Source organism: Nocardioides eburneus (assembly GCF_040838215.1).
Lineage (GTDB): Bacteria > Actinomycetota > Actinomycetes > Propionibacteriales > Nocardioidaceae > Nocardioides > Nocardioides eburneus.
On sequence record NZ_JBFPJR010000012.1, the window covers coordinates 85559 to 99489 of the forward strand.

Consider the following 13931-nt stretch of genomic DNA (forward strand, 5'->3'; position numbering starts at 1 on the left):
ATCAGTGCAGCGACCCTCCCGCGCACTCAGAGCACCTCCCACGACATGAGGCTCCATCCCCCTGATCCGTCGCTCATCAGGAGGCGGTCGCGGACGTCGGCGGCCTCATACGTTGCTTGTCGCCCGCTCGGGTAGGTGATGACCTCCCTCGTCGTGTGGCCGAAGATCGTCACCTGCATCGGCCGAAACTTCCCAGCTTGGAGCGGAACGACTCTTATCGATGTGACCGTCCAGTCACCGCCCGTCACCGTGGCGTTCTTCTTCCGATCATTGGCGATGATTTCAATCGCTGACTGGCAACCATCGCAGTGCTGGCTCGAGATCTGCCGAAGAGGCGCAGGGTCGAGCATGAGCGTTGCATAGTTCGTCGTCTCGACGACGTATCTCGCGAACGCCTTCGCCCCCGCGACCGTGTGCCGCTTCGCGGCCTCAGGCATCTCCGGCGGAGCGAGATCGTCTGCCGGCGCAGCGCTCGAGCTGACCACCGACGGCGACGGATCCGCCGAGTGCGAGAACCGCGGCTTCGGGTCTCCCCCACACCCCGACAACCCACCGACCACCAGCACGCCCACCACGACAGCCGCCGTCGACGTACGCCTCATCCCACGTCCTTCCCGAGAACCGACCCGCCGCCCGAGCGGCGTGCCAGCAGTATGCGCGCGCGTGGACGACGTCGCCACCGTTGAGCCGGCGCGCTGTGGATGACGCGCGTGAGCACTTCGCTTCGGACGTCGGCAAGATCGTGAGCAGGGCCGCCGCTCACCCTTGACGCGAAGACGGCCCCGCGGCGGCTCTTGCCGCACACGTCACCGACCGAGCAGCGTCCGCAGGTCGCGGTCGACGATGGCGTCCGTGAACGCGGGCCCCTCGAGGGCGGCGCGCAGCTCGGCGAGCGTCCCGACACCCGAGAGCAGCGCCACGAGCGCATCCACGGCCGCGGCGACGTCGCCGGCGCCGCCGGCCGTGTCGAGGGGCACGTCGACGAGCAGTGGGCAGTCGACCGCGCCGCCCTCCGGCTCGGGCTGGTCGAGGGCAGGCAGCCAGCCGCCGACCTCGAAGTGCAGCGCCGCGTCGGGGCGCGGCCCCGCGGAGCGCAGGTCGACGTACCACTGCACCTCGGTGCCGGCGAGGCGCCAATGGCCCTTGCGCAGGGCGATCTTGTGGGCGCGGAACGCCTTGGCGACCGCGGTGCGCGCCGCTTTCTGGTCCATGTGGTCCCCGGACTAGAAGTCCAGGTCCTCCTCGGAGAGCTGCGAGCTGCCGGCGACGATGAACTCCTTGCGCGGCGCGACGTCGGTGCCCATGAGCAGCTCGAAGACCTGCGCGGCCGTGTCGGCGTCGTCCACCGTGAGCCGACGGAGAGTGCGGCGTCGCGGGTCCATGGTCGTCTCGGCCAGCTGGTCGGCGTCCATCTCACCCAGGCCCTTGTAGCGCTGGACCGGGTCCTTCCAGTTGACGCCCTTCTTCTTCAGCTCGGCCAGTTTCCGCTGCAGCTCGTCGTCGGAGTAGGTGTAGACGTACTTGTCCATGCCCTTCTTCGGGTTGGAGAGCTCGATGCGATGCAGCGGCGGCACCGCGGAGTAGACCCGGCCGGCACTGATCAGTCCGGGCATGTACTTGAAGAAGAGCGTCGCGAGCAGGGTCCGGATGTGGGCGCCGTCGCTGTCGGCGTCCGCCATGAAGATGATCTTGCTGTAGCGCGCCGCGTCGAGGTCGAAGGTGCGGCCCGTGCCGGTGCCGACCACCTGGATGATCGAGGCGCACTCGGCGTTCTTCAGCATGTCGCCGACCGACGCCTTCTGGACGTTGAGGATCTTGCCGCGGATCGGCAGGAGCGCCTGGTACTCCGAGTCGCGGGCCAGCTTCGCGGTGCCGAGCGCGGAGTCGCCCTCGACGATGAAGAGCTCGGCGCGGTCGTCGGTGGCGCGGCAGTCGGCGAGCTTGGAGGGCAGCGCCGAGGACTCGAGCGCGCTCTTGCGACGCTGGTTCTCCTTCTGCTGGCGCAGCGTGAGGCGCGTCTTGGAGGCGGCGTACACCTTCTCCATGACGAGCTTGGCCTGCTGCTTCTGCTGTCCCTTGGAGGCGGTGAGGAACTTCTTCAGCTCCGCCGCCACCACCTTGCGTACGACGGTCCGCGCGGCCGGAGTCCCGAGGATCTCCTTCGTCTGCCCTTCGAACTGCGGCTCGGCGAGCCGCACCGTCACGACCGCCGTCATGCCCTCCATGACGTCGTCCTTGATGACGTCGGCGTCGTTGACCTTGAGGACCTTCGCCGTGCGCATCGCCTCGTTGAACGTCTTGGCGACCGCCTGCTCGAAGCCGCTGACGTGGGTGCCGCCCTTGGGGGTCGCGATCACGTTGACGAACGAGCGCATCTCGGTGTCGTAGCCGGTCCCCCAGCGCACCGCGACGTCGACCAAGAGCTCACGCTCGACGTCCTGGGGCGTCATGTGGCCCGCGTCGTCGAGCATCGGCACGGTCTCGGTGAAGGCGTCGGCGCCCTGCAGCCGCAGCACGCCGGTCACCGGCTCGTCGGCGGCGAGGAAGTCGACGAACTCGGCGATGCCGCCGTCGTGACGGAACTTCTCCTCGACGGGCCCGCCATCGTCACCCGCTCCGCGCAGGTCGCGGATCACCAGCTCCAGGCCGGGGACGATGAACGAGGTCTGGCGGGCGCGGCCGAGCAGGCCGTCCAGGACGAAGTCGGCGTCCTTGGTGAAGATCTGCTTGTCGGGCCAGAACCGGATCCGGGTGCCGCTCCTGCCCTTCGCGACCCGGGCGCCCTTGCGGGAGAGCCCGGACTGCGGGGTGAAGCCCGCCTCGGGGCCGTCGCCGTCGAAGACGCCCGGCACACCACGGCGGAACGACATGCCCTGCCGGGCCGGCGAGCGGTCGACATCGATGTCCATGCGCGACGAGAGGGCGTTGACGACCGACAGACCGACGCCGTGCAGGCCACCGGTCGCCATGTAGGAGGATCCGCCGAACTTGCCGCCTGCGTGGAGCTTGGTCGCCACCACCTCGACACCGGGGAGCCCGGTCTTGGGCTCCTTGTCGGTGGGGATGCCGCGGCCGTCGTCGTACACCTCGACCGAGCCGTCCTCGTGGAGCGTCACCTCGACGCGCTGCGCGTGACCTCCGAGCGCCTCGTCGACGCCGTTGTCGATGATCTCCCACAGGCAGTGCATGAGGCCGCGGGTGTCCGTGGACCCGATGTACATCCCGGGACGCTTGCGAACCGCCTCCAGGCCCTCGAGGACGAGGAGATGGGCGGCGTTGTAGGTGTCGTTGGCGATGACGGACTCCTGGCGTGCGGTGGTGCTGCTTCCCACGAAATCTACCCGCGACACGCCGCCGGGTCGGACACGCCACGCCTCACCTCGCCGCCGGGCTTACGGTGCTGCCAGGCAGAGGCGTCACGGCGTGGCCCGTTCGGTGACCTGAATCGGTGAGATTCCGGCCCAGGTTCGGCGAAAGGCAACCACGAGCGTGACGGGAGAGTCAGACTGATGTTCCGGACAGCGCGGTCCCGGGTGGTTCAGAGCACGGGATCCGCGGGTACCAGAAGTGATGTCCATGATTGGATTGAGGGTGATCGGGACCACGTTCACTCGGGAATCAACCATTCCCCACGTACGTTGTCCGGGCAGCCGAAAGATCGAGAAATGAGGCCGATGTGACCACTGCCGTTGCCACCAGCAGCCCGCTGACCGCCGCGGACCGCTGCGACCGTTGCGGAGCCCAGGCCTACCTTCGCGTGGAGCTCCAGTCCGGCGGTGAGCTGCTCTTCTGCGCTCACCACGCGCGCGAGCACGGAGACAAGCTCAAGGAGATCGCGGTGAACGTCATCGACGAGACCCACAAGCTGACCGGCACGCCCGCCACCGCTCCCGACGACGAGAGCTGATCCCCCAGACCACCTCTTCTCCGTGGCCCCGGACGCGAGCGTCCGGGGCCACGTCCGTCTCCCGGGCACCCTAGGGTGTCCGCCGTGAGCGGAGTCGAAGTCCTCGTCGCAGTCGTCATCGCGGTCGGCCTCGCCGGCATCCTCGTGCCGGTGCTCCCGGGCGGCTCGCTGCTCGTCGGCGCCGCGGTGCTGGGCTGGTCCGTCTGGCAGGGAAGCGCCCTCGCCTGGGTCGTCTTCGCGATCGCCGCCGTGCTCCTCATGACCGGCGTGATCGTGAAGTACGCCGTCCCGGGCCGCCGGCTCAAGGACGCCGGCGTCCCCTTCTCGACCCAGCTCGTCGGCGGTGTCGTCGGCATCGTCGGCTTCTTCGTGGTCCCCGTCGTGGGGCTCGTCCTCGGCTTCGTGCTCGGCGTCTTCCTCGCCGAGCTGCGCCGGCTGCGCGACGCTCACGCGGCCTGGTCCTCGACGAAGCACGCCCTGCGTGCGGCCGGCCTGTCGATCCTGATCGAGCTCGCCGCCGGCGTACTCGCCACCGTGACGTGGGTCGCGGGCGTGGTGGCTACCTGACCCGCGGGCACCCGTCACTAGGCTCCGCCAGGTGATCGCGATTCTCCTGGCGCTGCTCTCGGCGCTCTGCTACGGCACCTCCGACTTCGTCGGCGGCATGCTCTCGGGCCGGCTGGCGCCGTGGGCGGTCGCGATGGGCGGTCAGCTCGCGGGCGGGGCCGTCACGCTCGTCGCGGCCGTCGTCCGAGGGGGCACCCTGACCACCACGGACCTCGGCTGGGCGGCGCTCGCCGGAGTCGGCAGCGGCCTGGGCTGCGCGTTCCTCTACCGGGGACTGGCGTCGGGCCGGATGGGGGTCGTGGCTCCCATCTCGGGCGTCGGCACCGCGGTGGTGCCGGTCATCGCCGGCGTCGTGGGCGGGGAGCGCCCCGCCGTCCTCGCGTGGCTCGGCATCGTGCTCGCGCTGCCGGCGATCTGGCTCGTCGCCCGTGAGCCGGGCGAGCGGGCCGGCTCCGCGGCGGTCGCCGACGGCGCACTCGCCGGCTGCGGCTTCGGCCTCTCCTTCGCCGCTCTGGGCCAGGTCTCGCCCGATGCCGGGCTCTGGCCCGTGGCGATCAACCTGCTGGTGGCCGCGGTCGCCGTCGGCATCGGCGCGTACGTCGCCCGCGAGCACTGGCTCCCGCGCGGACGCGGCGGGTGGCTGACGGTGGTCCCGGGGATCCTGGGTGCCGGTGCGCTCGTGCTCTTCCTGACCGCACGGCACGAGGGCTACCTCACCGTCACCGCGGTCATCAGCGCGCTCTATCCGGCAGCGACGATCCTGCTGGCGGCCGTGGTCCTGCACGAGCGTGTCCACCGCGCCCAGGCGGTCGGACTCGGCCTCTGCGCCGCCGCCGTCACCCTCGTCGCCGTCGGTTGACCAGGATCGACCGCTCCTGAGCCCACCGACGCGCTGCGCCCCGCCGAGACGTGCTCGGCGGGGCGCAGCGCAGGTGTGTCAGGGAGTCAGTCGAGGTAGTCGCGCAGCACCTGGGAGCGCGACGGGTGGCGCAGCTTCGACATCGTCTTGGACTCGATCTGGCGGATCCGCTCGCGGGTGACGCCGTAGACCTTGCCGATCTCGTCGAGCGTCTTCGGCTGACCGTCGGTGAGGCCGAAACGCATGCTCACGACGCCCGCCTCACGCTCGGAGAGCGTGTCGAGCACGGCGTGGAGCTGCTCCTGCAGCAGCGTGAAGCTGACCGCGTCGGCCGGGACGATCGCCTCGGAGTCCTCGATCAGGTCACCGAACTCGGAGTCGCCGTCCTCGCCCAGCGGGGTGTGGAGCGAGATCGGCTCGCGGCCGTACTTCTGGACCTCGATGACCTTCTCCGGGGTCATGTCGAGCTCCTTGGCCAGCTCCTCCGGGGTGGGCTCGCGGCCGAGGTCCTGGAGCATCTGGCGCTGGACGCGCGCCAGCTTGTTGATGACCTCGACCATGTGCACCGGGATGCGGATGGTGCGGGCCTGGTCGGCCATCGCGCGGGTGATCGCCTGGCGGATCCACCAGGTGGCGTAGGTGGAGAACTTGTAGCCCTTGGTGTAGTCGAACTTCTCGACCGCACGGATCAGACCGAGGTTGCCCTCCTGGATCAGGTCGAGGAAGAGCATGCCGCGGCCGGTGTAGCGCTTGGCGAGGGAGACGACGAGACGCAGGTTCGCCTCGAGCAGGTGGTTCTTCGCCCGGCGGCCGTCCTCGGCGATCCACTCGAGCTCCTCGAGCACCTTCGGCGTGATCTTGCTGCCCTTGCCGAGCTTCTCCTCGGCGAAGAGACCGGCCTCGATCCGCTTGGCGAGCTCGACCTCCATCTCCGCGTTGAGCAGCGGGACCTTGCCGATCTGCTTGAGGTAGTCCTTGACCGGGTCGGCGGTCGCGCCCGCGACCATGACCTGCTGCTCGGGCTCGTCGGTGTCGTCAGCGGCGGAGACGACGAAGGAGGCCTCCTTCTCGTCCTCCTTGATCGTCGGGTCGCTGGCGACGTCCTTCTCGAACTGCTCGTCGGAGATGTCCGGGAGGATCTTCTTGCCGTCAGGGCCGATGCGCACACCGGTGTCCGCGCTGCCGTCCTCGGCGTCGTCGGAGGCGCTCTCGTCGACCTCCACCTCGTCGCCCAGGTCGAGGTCGCCCGGCTCGAGGTCCTCGGCCTCGGCGGTCTCGTCGGCGTCCGCGGAGTCCTTCGCCGACTCCTCCGGCGCCGCCGCGGCGGCGGCCTTCGTGGTCTTGGTCGGCGCAGCCTTCTTGGCGGCCTTCGCCGCCTTGGCGGTGGCGGTCTTCTTGCGCGTCGAGGTCGCCGCGGCGGCTCGACCGGACGCAGCGTCACCGAGATCGACGGAGATCCCGAGCGTGCTCAGGTGGACGAGCAGGGCCTTGAGATGGCGCGGCTCGACGGCCGCGTCCTCACTGGCGCGACGGACCTGCTCGGGGGTGACCCGGCCGGTCGGTCTGCCGCTCTCGACAAGGGCCGCGACGGCAGGGTGGGCGAGCACCTCAGCGGGGATCTTGCGTGCGTTCGAGGACACGAACACCTCTCGGTCGAACTGGGTTCGGGGCGCGGCGAGGCCCGGTGACGTCAAGAGCCGCGAACTCATTCTGCCACGGACCTGGTCGCGCCCACGATCCCGGGCGGTGTGTCGGCGGTGACGGTCACGCCGCCGACGTACGCCTCACTGCTGTGGCTTCGTCATGCGCGCCATGATCGGCGCGGCCAGCGCGTCGGGCAGATGGGTGCCGAGCTCGGCCTGGAGCCTGTTCTTGAACGAGCCGGCGACGACGCTCGCCTTCCCCGCCATCAGTGCCTCGTAGCCGTCCTTCGCCACGTCGCGGGCATCGTCCTTGTCGGCCTGCCCGACCGGGGTGTCGCCCATGTCCGCGCGGGAGAAGAACTCCGTCTCCGTCGGACCGGGCATCAGCGAGGTGACCGTGACGCCGGTGTCCTTCAGCTCTTCGCGGATGCCCTCGGCGAAGGAGTGCACGAAGGCCTTCGAGGCGGCGTACGTCGCGTGGTAGGGCCCGGGCGCGACGGCCGCGATCGAAGAGGTGACGAGCACCTTCCCCGACCCGGCCGCGACCATGTCGCGGACGACGAGCTTCGCGAGGTGGACCGTGGAGCGGACGTTGAGGTCCACCAGCCGCAGGTCGTCCTCGAGCGCGGTCTGGTCGAACCGACCGCTCACCCCGATGCCGGCGTTGAGCACCAGCGCGACGACCGGCCGCCCGAGCTCGGTGACGCGGGTGTGCAGCGCCGTGACGCCGTCCGCGGTCGAGAGGTCGGCCTGCACGGGGACGATCTGCTGGCCGTGCTCGGCCAAGGCGTCGGCGGCCTCGTGGATCTCGGGCTCCTCGGCGGCGATCACCACGTCAAACCCGTGCTCGGCGAGCTGGGCCGCCAGCGCGCGTCCGATGCCGGTCGACGCGCCCGTCACGACCGCGAGGGGCGTGGCGCCGATGCTGGTCCCGGTGTTGGTCTCTGTCTCCATCCCTCGTCGGTAACCGCGCCCGACCGGCCCATTCCTGGCCGCGTGTCGGGCGCGCGTTCGGGTACCGACCCAGGCGAGCGATCCCCGAACCCCACCCCGAGGAGCAAGACGATGCGTGCAGTGACCTGGCAGGGCCCCAAGCACATGAGCGTGGAGGAGGTCCCCGACCCCATCCTCGAGGAGCCGACCGACGCGATCATCCGGGTAACGACGACAGGACTGTGCGGCTCGGACCTGCACCTCTATGAGCCGTTGAGCCCGTTCATGACGCCCGGCGACATCGTCGGGCACGAGCCGATGGGCGTCGTCGAGGAGGTCGGCGCGGCCGTCACGAACCTGTCGCCCGGCGACCGGGTCGTCATCCCGTTCAACGTCAGCTGCGGCGAGTGCTGGATGTGCGGCCACGGCCTGCAGAGCCAGTGCGAGACGACCCAGAACCGCGAGCACGGCACCGGCGCGAGCCTGCTGGGCTACAGCAAGCTGTACGGCCAGGTGCCGGGCGGGCAGGCGGAGTACCTCCGCGTCCCGTACGCCGGCTACGGCGCCGTCAAGGTGCCCGACGGGCCGGTCGACGACCGCTACGTCTTCCTCTCCGACGTCCTTCCCACGGCCTGGCAGGCGGTCGAGTACGCCGGGGTCGGCCCCGGCCAGACCCTGCTGGTCCTCGGCGCGGGTCCGATCGGCGACATGGCGGCCCGGATCGCGCTGCGCCGTGACGTCGAGGTCATCGTGGCCGACCGTGTCCCCGAGCGACTCTCCCGGGTCGCGTCCCGGGGCGCCTCGGTCATCAACATCGACGAGGCCGGCAAGGAGCTGGCCGACGAGGTCCGCAGCCGCACCGGCGGCCGCGGCGCGGACGCCGTGATCGACGCGGTCGGGATGGAGGCCCACGGCTCCCCCGTCGTCGAGACCATGCACAAGGTCGTCGGGAAGCTGCCCGACGCGATCGCACAGCCGCTCATGAAGAAGGCCGGGACCGATCGGCTGGCGGCGCTGTCCAGCGCCTTCGAGGCGGTCCGGCGCGGCGGCACGGTGTCGATCTCCGGCGTGTACGGCGGCGCCGTCGACCCGATCCCGATGATGCAGCTCTTCGACAAGCAGCTGCAGCTGCGCATGGGGCAGGCCAACGTCCGGCGGTGGACCGACGACATCGTCGCCCTGCTCAACCAGGACGAGGACGTCCTCGGCGTCGAGTCGTTCGCGACCCACCACCTGCCCCTGGACGCCGCACCCTCGGCGTACGCGGACTTCCGCGCGAAGGCGGACGGCATGGTCAAGGTCGTCTTCAACCCGTGATCCCCGCCGAGCCAACGACCCGACAGGAGACGGACCAGATGACCCAGACGTCCCAGCAGGATCTCGCCGAACGCGTCGTGCTCGTGACCGGAGCTGGGAGCGGGCTCGGTCGCGCGACGAGCAGGCTCTTCGCCGAGTCCGGCGCGCACGTGCTCGTGACCGACCGCGACCTCGATGCGGCCAAGGCCACCGTCGAGCTCGTGAGGGGCGACGGCGGCGCGGGTACGGCGGAGGCCATCCACCTCGACGTCACGGACCGCGCGCAGGTGGACCAGGTCGTCGGCGAGGCCGCGGCGTCGTACGGCGCCCGCTTCGACTGCCTCGTCAACAACGCGGGCACCGACCGCGGCGCCGACCTGGTCGACGTCGACGACGACCAGTGGCACGGCGTGTTCGGCGTGAACGTCGACGGGCCGATGTATCTCAGTCGCGCGTTCGTGCGGCACCGGCAGGCGCTGGAGGGTGAGGAGGAGGCCGTCGCCGATCTCGTCTGCGTCGTCTCGATCAGCGCGCTCACCGTCGGTGCCGGCGCGGGCGCCTACAACGCCTCCAAGGCGGCGCTGCTCAAGCTCGCCGAGGTCATGCAGACCGAGGCGCGCGAGCGCGCGTGGCCGGTGCGGGTCAGCGCGATCAACCCGGCCGCGATGGCCACGCCGATGATGGACCAGTGGGGCCTGCCACCCGAGCGGATGATGGACCCCCGGCAGGTCGCCGGGCTGATCCGGTTCGCGATCACGCTGCCGCCGGAGAGCTTCCTCCAGAGCGCGGTCGTGGCCCTCCGCAACGAGTACTACCCGCGATGACGGCGCTGACCGAGCGCGCGCTCGACGGCGCGCGGGTGCTGGTGACGGGTGGGGCGGGCTTCGTGGGGTCGTGGCTGTGCGAACGGCTCCTCGACGAGGGTGCCGCGGTCTGGTGCGTGGACTCCTTCCTGACCGGCTCCCCTGACAAGGTGGCGCACCTGCGGGACCGGCCGGACTTCACGCTGGTCGAGGCGGACGTCAGCGACGGCGTGCCCGACCCCGGCGGGCTCGACGTGGTGATGCACCTCGCCTGCCCGGCCTCGCCCGTCCACTACCTGCGGCGGCCGCTGGAGACCCTGCGGGTGGGCAGCGTCGGGACAGCGCACTGTCTCGACCTCGCCGAACGGCACGGCGCACGCTTCGTGCTGGCCTCGACGTCCGAGGTGTACGGCGACCCGCTCGAGCACCCGCAGCGCGAGTCCTACTGGGGCCACGTCAACCCGATCGGCCCACGCAGCGTCTATGACGAGGGCAAGCGCTTCGCCGAGGCGACGACCGCGGCCTACCGGCGTGAGCGCGGCGTCGACACGGGGATCGCGCGCATCTTCAACACCTTCGGCCCGCGGATGAGCCTGGACGACGGACGGGTGGTGCCGGCGTTCGTCCACCAGGCGCTCCTCGGCGAGCCCCTGACCGTCGCCGGCGACGGCTCCCAGACCCGCTCGCTGTGCTGGGTCGAGGACACTGTCGACGGTCTGGTCCGGCTCGCGTGCGCCGACGAGCCGGGACCGGTCAACCTCGGCAACGACACCGAGACCACCGTCCTGGAGCTCGCCCGGACGATCATCGGACTGGTCGGGTCCTCCTCCACGATCGAGTTCGTCCCGCTCCCCGAGGACGACCCGAAGGTGCGTCAGCCCGACATCTCCCGCGCCCGGGAGCGGCTCGGCTGGAGGCCGCTCACCGACGTGGACGAGGGGCTGAAGCAGACGGTGCGCTGGATGCACGAGCTGGTCGGTCCCGACGGCGCAGCGCCGCGTGCGCAGCCGTGAGGACCTCCTCGACCGTGATGCGCAGCAGCGCCGGGTCGGGCTCGCCGGCGTGCGGGTCGCCGACCTCGGTGCCGTGCCAGAGGACCGCGTGCGGGCCCGGTGGCGGCCCCCAGCGGCGCGGGGGCGTCGGCCCGAACAGCAGGACCGACCCGGTGCCGTAGGCCGAGGCCAGGTGGGCCATGCCGGTGTCGCCGCAGACGACCAGGGCGGCGGCCGCGGCGAGGGCCGTGAGCTCGGCCAGGTCGGTCCGCCCGGCCAGGAGGGCGTCGGCGGGCAGACCGGCCCGCCGGCGTACGTCGTCGGCGAGCGGCCGCTCGCCGGGCGAGCCGGTGACGACGACCCGGTGGCCCGCGTCCACGAGGTCTCGGGCGACGGCCGCGTACCGCTCGGCCGGCCATCGCCTGCTGCCCGATGCCGCGCCCGGGTGGACGACGACGGCCTCGGGTGCCGGCGAGGCGACCGTCGGCGTCGCGAGACCGACGTCGTCCGGATCGGCGGCGACGCCGAAGGTCGTGGTCACCAGCCGGCACCACCGGGCTCGCTCGTGCTCGTCGGGGTCCCAGCGTGGCCCGTCGGGAGTCTCGAACGCGACGAGACGGCCCGGTGCGAGCCGTTCGAGCAGGCTGCGGGACGCCGGTCCGTTGCCGTGCAGGTCGACCGCGACGTCGGGGGGCGGTCCGTCCCAGGCGACGGGGGCGAGCTCCTCGGTCGGCAGCAGGCGGTCGACGGCATCCACCAGCTCGACGATCGGGCCTTGCGCGCCCGGCGCCGCGAGCACGAGCTCGTGGTCCGGCAGCGCGCGCCGCAGCGCGCGCAGTGCGGGGACGCCGGTGAGCAGGTCCCCGAGGCCGATGGCGCGGTAGACGAGCGCGCGCGGCCTCATGCCCGGGAGAGCGCGGTGGTCACGAGCGACGTCGTCGAGCGGCCCTCGAGGTAGGGCAGGACGACGGCCTGGCCACCCCAGTCGCGCAGCAGGGCGGCCTCGGGCAGGTCGGCGCCGGCGTAGTCGCCGCCCTTGGCCCACACGTCGGGCCGGACCCGCCGCAGCGCCTGCTCGGGGGTGTCCTCGTCGAAGATCACCACCTCGTCCACGCACTCCAGCGCCGCGAGCACGCGAGCCCGGTCCGCCTGCGGGACGAGCGGGCGGCTGGCGCCCTTGAGGCGGCGAACGGACGCGTCGGAGTTGAGGCAGACCACCAGGCAGTCACCGAGGGACCGCGCCGCCTCGAGGGTGGCGACGTGACCGGCGTGAAGCAGGTCGAAGCATCCGCCGGTCGCGACCACGGTGCCACCGGCGGCCCTGACCCGGGTGACCGCGTCGTGGCCGTGCTCGACGGGTGCGGCCGCGCCGAAGGCCGCGGCTCCGCCGGCCGCGACGAAGCCCGCCGCCGAGGTGACCGCCTGCTGCACCGCCTCGAGCGTCACCGCGCCCGCGGCGAGCGCGACCAGGGCCGCGGAGGCGAACCGGTCCCCTGCCCCGCACGTGTCCGACACGGCCACCCGCGGCGCGGGCACGACGGACGGCGACGTCTCGCCGCGGCTGAGCAGCGCGCCGCCGGCTCCGAGCGTGATGCAGACCGCCTGCGCCCGCCACGCGGCGACGAGCGCAGCGGCCTGCGCGCTGACCGCCGCGAGCCCGGTCCCCTCCCCCGCGCCGGCGGCCGGGTCCGGGCACAGGCGCGCGGCCTCGTCGTGGTTCGGCGTCGCCAGTCGTACGCCGGCCACCGGGCGCGCCCCGCGCGGATGCGGGTCCCACACCGTCGGGACCCGCGCGGGGAGGCCGTCGAGGGCTGCTCGCACGGCAGGCTGGGACGTGATCCCGCGACCGTAGTCGGAGACCAGCGCCGCCGTTGCCCCGGCGATCGCCTCGAGGGCTTGTGCCGGTGGAGCGCCGACGTCGCCCGAGCCGCCCTCGTCGAGCCGCAGCAGCGACTGTCCCGAGGCCCGGACCCGGCGCTTGACGGCCGTCGTGCCGTCGTACGGGAGGGGGACGAGCCGGACGCCGCTCTCGGCGACGAGCGCGGCCAACCGCGCCCCGGCCTCGTCGTCGGCGACCGGTGCCACCAGGACGACGTCCTCGCCGTCGCCGGCGGCGAGAGCCGCCGCGAGCGCCGCGCCACCCGGGCGCGGACGCTCCTCCAGCTCGTCGAGGACCGGCACGGGCGCGTCGGGCATGAGCCGCCCGGCCCGACCGACCAGATCGATGTCGAGCAGGGCGTCACCGACGACCACGAGCGTCATCAGGCACCCGCCTCGAGGTCCTCGACCGAGCGACGGGTCCGTGAGACGCCGACGCCCAGGGTGCGGTCGAGCGCCGCGCAGAGCATGTGCAGCGCGACGAGGTGGAGCTCCTGGACCGTCGCGGTGTAGGGCGCGTCGACGGCGCAGTACTCCGTGCTGTGCTCAGCCAGCGGGTTCGGCAGCGGCCCGGTCATCGACCACACCTCGAGCCCGACCCGCCGGCCGCGCCGGGCCGCCGCGACGAGGTTCTCGCTGCGGCCGCTGGTCGACATCAGCACGAGGACGTCGCCCGGGCGACCGTGCGCCTCGACCTGCCGGGCGAAGAGCTCGGAGGCCGGGTAGTCGTTGGTGATCGCGGTCAGGCTCGACGTCTCCGCGGAGAGGCAGATGGCGGAGTACGGCGCGCGGTCCTCGCGGTAGCGACCCACCAGCTCGGCCGTGAGGTGCTGGGCCTGGGCCGCGCTGCCACCGTTGCCCGCGGCCAGCAGGCGGCCACCGCCCTCGAGCACCCGGGTCAGCCGGACGCCCCAGTCGTCGACGATGTCGACGCAGGAGCCGAACCCGGCGAGCGCCTTCTGGAGCTCTGCGAGGTGCTCGTGGTCGCAGGGGGTGTGGCTCATCATTCGCTTCATCGGGGTCCCCGATCGATTGTTCGGCGGAGGAGCGGAG

The 13931-nt window shown here is 71.9% G+C and carries 14 protein-coding genes; 6 read left to right on the forward strand and 8 right to left on the reverse strand.

Annotation, left to right across the window (positions count from 1 at the left end; translation table 11 throughout):
• Nucleotides 1-26: 26 nt before the first annotated feature.
• From AB3X52_RS08975 to AB3X52_RS08985, 3 genes are all read right to left on the reverse strand, one after another.
• Nucleotides 27-602 carry a DUF6318 family protein gene (locus AB3X52_RS08975; protein ID WP_367993431.1) on the reverse strand — a complete coding sequence of 192 codons (576 nt, stop codon included), beginning with the start codon at nucleotides 600-602 and terminating at the stop codon, nucleotides 27-29.
• Nucleotides 603-806: 204 nt separating this feature from the next.
• Nucleotides 807-1211, reverse strand: a complete 405-nt coding sequence (locus AB3X52_RS08980; protein ID WP_367993433.1) for a hypothetical protein — start codon at nucleotides 1209-1211, stop codon at nucleotides 807-809.
• Between the two features lie 12 nt (nucleotides 1212-1223).
• Nucleotides 1224-3332, reverse strand: coding sequence for a DNA gyrase/topoisomerase IV subunit B (locus tag AB3X52_RS08985; RefSeq protein WP_496559904.1), 2109 nt, complete (start codon nucleotides 3330-3332; stop codon nucleotides 1224-1226).
• Between the two features lie 344 nt (nucleotides 3333-3676).
• Here AB3X52_RS08985 and AB3X52_RS08990 point away from each other — a divergent pair, with 344 nt between their 5' ends.
• From AB3X52_RS08990 to AB3X52_RS09000, 3 genes are all read left to right on the forward strand, one after another.
• Entirely contained in the window at nucleotides 3677-3907 is a 231-nt protein-coding gene (locus AB3X52_RS08990; protein ID WP_367993435.1) for a DUF7455 domain-containing protein, read from the forward strand.
• Between the two features lie 84 nt (nucleotides 3908-3991).
• Nucleotides 3992-4474 (forward strand): DUF456 domain-containing protein, encoded by a 483-nt coding sequence (locus AB3X52_RS08995; RefSeq protein WP_367993437.1) that lies wholly within the window; start codon nucleotides 3992-3994, stop codon nucleotides 4472-4474.
• A gap of 31 nt (nucleotides 4475-4505) precedes the next feature.
• Nucleotides 4506-5333 (forward strand): EamA family transporter, encoded by an 828-nt coding sequence (locus tag AB3X52_RS09000; protein ID WP_367993439.1) that lies wholly within the window; start codon nucleotides 4506-4508, stop codon nucleotides 5331-5333.
• 86 nt (nucleotides 5334-5419) lie between these two features.
• Here AB3X52_RS09000 and AB3X52_RS09005 read toward each other — a convergent pair whose 3' ends face one another.
• Together AB3X52_RS09005 and AB3X52_RS09010 are read right to left on the reverse strand one after the other, a co-directional pair.
• Nucleotides 5420-6979 (reverse strand): RNA polymerase sigma factor, encoded by a 1560-nt coding sequence (locus AB3X52_RS09005; RefSeq protein ID WP_367993441.1) that lies wholly within the window; start codon nucleotides 6977-6979, stop codon nucleotides 5420-5422.
• A 138-nt stretch (nucleotides 6980-7117) separates the two neighbouring features.
• Nucleotides 7118-7930, reverse strand: coding sequence for an SDR family NAD(P)-dependent oxidoreductase (locus AB3X52_RS09010; RefSeq protein ID WP_367993443.1), 813 nt, complete (start codon nucleotides 7928-7930; stop codon nucleotides 7118-7120).
• Between the two features lie 111 nt (nucleotides 7931-8041).
• On the opposite strand from AB3X52_RS09010, the gene AB3X52_RS09015 reads away from it, so the two are divergent.
• From AB3X52_RS09015 to AB3X52_RS09025, 3 genes are read left to right on the forward strand one after another with little or no spacing between them, the layout of a single operon-like run.
• A complete protein-coding gene (locus tag AB3X52_RS09015) occupies nucleotides 8042-9226 on the forward strand; it encodes an alcohol dehydrogenase catalytic domain-containing protein (RefSeq protein WP_367993445.1) in 1185 nt (394 codons plus the stop codon).
• A gap of 38 nt (nucleotides 9227-9264) precedes the next feature.
• Entirely contained in the window at nucleotides 9265-10029 is a 765-nt protein-coding gene (locus AB3X52_RS09020; protein ID WP_367993447.1) for an SDR family NAD(P)-dependent oxidoreductase, read from the forward strand.
• Nucleotides 10026-11021 (forward strand): UDP-glucuronic acid decarboxylase family protein, encoded by a 996-nt coding sequence (locus AB3X52_RS09025; protein ID WP_367993448.1) that lies wholly within the window; start codon nucleotides 10026-10028, stop codon nucleotides 11019-11021. The genes AB3X52_RS09020 and AB3X52_RS09025 overlap by 4 nt, the downstream gene beginning before the upstream one ends.
• Here AB3X52_RS09025 and AB3X52_RS09030 read toward each other — a convergent pair.
• From AB3X52_RS09030 to AB3X52_RS09040, 3 genes are read right to left on the reverse strand one after another with little or no spacing between them, the layout of a single operon-like run.
• Nucleotides 10930-11904 (reverse strand): glycosyltransferase family 9 protein, encoded by a 975-nt coding sequence (locus AB3X52_RS09030; protein WP_367993450.1) that lies wholly within the window; start codon nucleotides 11902-11904, stop codon nucleotides 10930-10932. The genes AB3X52_RS09025 and AB3X52_RS09030 overlap by 92 nt on opposite strands.
• Nucleotides 11901-13262 (reverse strand): D-glycero-beta-D-manno-heptose 1-phosphate adenylyltransferase, encoded by a 1362-nt coding sequence (gene rfaE2 / locus AB3X52_RS09035; protein WP_367993452.1) that lies wholly within the window; start codon nucleotides 13260-13262, stop codon nucleotides 11901-11903. Before rfaE2 ends, AB3X52_RS09030 begins: the two co-directional genes overlap by 4 nt.
• Nucleotides 13262-13882, reverse strand: coding sequence for a D-sedoheptulose-7-phosphate isomerase (locus AB3X52_RS09040; RefSeq protein WP_367993454.1), 621 nt, complete (start codon nucleotides 13880-13882; stop codon nucleotides 13262-13264). Before AB3X52_RS09040 ends, rfaE2 begins: the two co-directional genes overlap by 1 nt.
• Nucleotides 13883-13931: the final 49 nt, after the last annotated feature.